At 58.9% G+C, this 2696-nt stretch carries 2 protein-coding genes and 1 pseudogene; 2 read left to right on the forward strand and 1 reads right to left on the reverse strand.

The genetic code is table 11. The features are described from left to right. The coding region (locus HMPREF2807_RS10985; protein WP_070512865.1) for a terminase large subunit at positions 1 to 1197 on the forward strand (1197 nt) is incomplete at its 5' end. Between the two features lie 2 nt (positions 1198 to 1199). Here the strand turns inward: HMPREF2807_RS10985 and HMPREF2807_RS10990 are convergent. Further along, positions 1200 to 1862 (reverse strand): hypothetical protein, encoded by a 663-nt coding sequence (locus tag HMPREF2807_RS10990; RefSeq protein WP_070512867.1) that lies wholly within the window; start codon positions 1860 to 1862, stop codon positions 1200 to 1202. Positions 1863 to 1902: 40 nt separating this feature from the next. Between HMPREF2807_RS10990 and HMPREF2807_RS10995 the strand changes: the two are divergent. Beyond that, a pseudogene (locus tag HMPREF2807_RS10995) lies at positions 1903 to 2229 on the forward strand (phage portal protein); the annotation flags it as partial. Positions 2230 to 2696 lie beyond the last annotated feature (467 nt).

Here is a 2696-nt window from a genome sequence, read left to right on the forward strand (position 1 = left end):
CCCGACGTGTCTACTTTCCGGGGGCCAGGCCCGCTCTCGGCTGAGGCGTACTCCAAGCACGGGTTCAACATCTCCGGTGTCGTCTTTGACGAGCTGCACACCCAACCCAACCGGGCCCTGTTCGACGTGATGACCAAGGGCTCTGGTGATGCGCGCACCCAGCCGCTGTACTTCCTCATCACCACCGCAGGCACCGACACCCACAGCATCTGCTACGAGCAGCACCAAAAAGCGCGCGACATCCTGGCGGGCAAGAAACACGACCCCACCTTCTACCCGGTGATCTACCACGACCCCACCTTCTACCCGGTGATCTACGGCGCAGACCTGGATGATGACTGGACGGATGAAAAGGTCTGGCACAAGGCCAACCCCTCGCTTGGCGTCACGGTGCCGGTGGAGAAGGTGCGGGCCGCGTGCAACTCGGCTCGCCAGAACCCCGCCGAGGAGAACTCGTTTCGCCAGCTGCGGCTTAACCAGTGGGTGAAACAGTCCGTGCGGTGGATGCCCATGCACATCTGGGACGCATGCGCAGACCCGGTAGACCTAGACGAGCTGGAGGGCAGGCCCTGCTACGGCGGGCTGGACTTGGCCTCCACGACGGATATCACCGCGTTCGTGCTCGTCTTCCCGCCCTACGGGGACGATGAGAAGTACCGGATCGTCCCGTGGTTCTGGATTCCCGAGGACAACCTTTCGCTGCGGGTGGCGCGTGATCACGTGCCCTACGACCTGTGGCACGCCCAAGGCTTTCTTGAGACCACGCAAGGCAACGTGGTCCACTACGCCCACATCGAGCACCTCATTGAGCAGCTCGGCGAGAGGTTCGATATCCGCGAGATCGCCTTCGACCGGTGGGGCGCAGTCCAAATGAGCCAAAACCTCGACGATGCCGGTTTCACCGTCGTGCCCTTCGGGCAGGGCTTCAAGGACATGAGCCCACCGAGCAAGGAGCTGATGAAGCTCGCACTCGAAGGCCGCCTCGCCCACGGGGGCCACCCGGTGCTGGCCTGGATGGTCGACAACATTCACGTGCGCCAAGACCCGGCGGGAAACATCAAACCCGACAAGCAAAAGTCCACCGAGAAGATCGACGGGGTCGTCGCCACCATCATGGCCCTCGACCGGGCTATCCGGGGTGGTAGCGCTGATGTGGGCGGGTCGGTGTATGACGAGCGCGGACTTCTGGTTTTATGACCTCAGAGAAGCGGTGCCTCTGTTTTGAATGCTTGGACTGCGATTTCACCGTCCGGAAGGCGTCGCAGATAGAACACCTCACTGGAATCCGCGAGCTGAACTATGTGAGAGCGAAGCAAATCTTCTAGATCAAACGCGAGGTCTTTGAGCATTGTGAAGTCTTGGTCTGGAGTAGATGTCTTCTCTTTGAACGGGTTTGTTGCGTGGAGGATTCCACTGAGGTTTCCCCAGATTCGTCCGACTTCGGTTTCCTGAACACCCACGTTTGGCAGTACGCCAAGTCCTGTATTGCCATCGTGTGTGACCTGGCCAAAAGCTACAGGCCAGTAGTTACTATTCAGTTTCTTCAACTTCTTGCGGACTTCTCCAAAGTCCTTTGCCGTGGTGACGCTCTCCTGAGCTTCCAGAAAGATGTTGTATGCGGCGATGAATGACGCTGTGGTGACTCGTTCTAATACGAGTCGAAGGTGAGCAGCAGCGTGAATAAGGTTCGCAAAATCGACCTGCCGACCGGCAAGCTCAGACAGCGCATGATCGAGATCCCAGAAGATTCGGTCATACGTCATCTGATAAGCGGCGATCGTTCCGGACTCGACGAAGCTGAAGCCCTCAACCTTCTCGGATTTGAGGCTGGGGAGTTCTTGCGTGTCGTCTTTCTTGCCCATAAAAGAGATCTTACGGCGTCTGCTAACTGAAAGGACGCTCATGGGGTTATTCGACTGGCTACGCGGCACTAATGCCCGGCAGGTGTCGAACCACCAACTGTCTTCGAGCTACAGCTTCCTGTTCGGGCCCACCAGCTCCGGACGGACGGTCACCGAACGAAGCGCGATGCAGATGACTGCGGTGTATTCGTGCGTGCGGATCTTGGCGGAGGCGATCGCGGGCCTGCCCCTGCACGTCTACAGAATCGAGAAGGACGGGTCGAAGGTCAAAGCCACCGACCACACGCTCTACCGGCTGCTGCACGATGAGCCCAACCCGGAGATGACCAGCTTCGTCTTCCGTGAGCCAAAGACCTCGGATTTGATAAGACCTGCCGTCGCAGCCTAACCCCTGTTGACCAGGGGTTTCTTGTTTCTGGGGCGAGTTGAAGCCCTCAACGCGCAGCGTTTGTGTGCTTCCATGAGCCGTTCCTTGCTGACGTGTAGCGTCGCCAACCGAGGAGGGGGTGTTCCTATATAGGTTGTCAACTCCGTGGGTGAGTTTGTTGGGGGTGTGAAGGGCATCTGTTTTACTTCGGCGATGTTGTTTTCGGGCACGCTGAGGGGCCGACTGGGCTTCCTGCGCAATCGGCTTGAGGTGCGGTTCTGATGGTTCTAGGTTTTGTGGGTCATGAGGTTCTTGGCACGAGGCACGGGCTGAGATGAGACGAGCGGGCCCCGCCCGGCAGGATGGAAGTTCCTCAACAACCCACCTGCCAGAAGAGACCCGCTCATGACTCACGCTAATGCACCCCTGACCCCCATGGGGTTGCCCGCAAATCGTGGACACGTAGT

It is taken from the genome of Corynebacterium sp. HMSC074A09, from assembly GCF_001811545.1.
Taxonomy (GTDB): domain Bacteria; phylum Actinomycetota; class Actinomycetes; order Mycobacteriales; family Mycobacteriaceae; genus Corynebacterium; species Corynebacterium hiratae.

Bases quoted from the DNA above. Each gene is read 5' to 3' on its own strand.
- HMPREF2807_RS10990 (WP_070512867.1), bottom strand. From the start codon at position 1,862: ATGGGCAAGAAAGACGACACGCAAGAACTCCCCAGCCTCAAATCCGAG.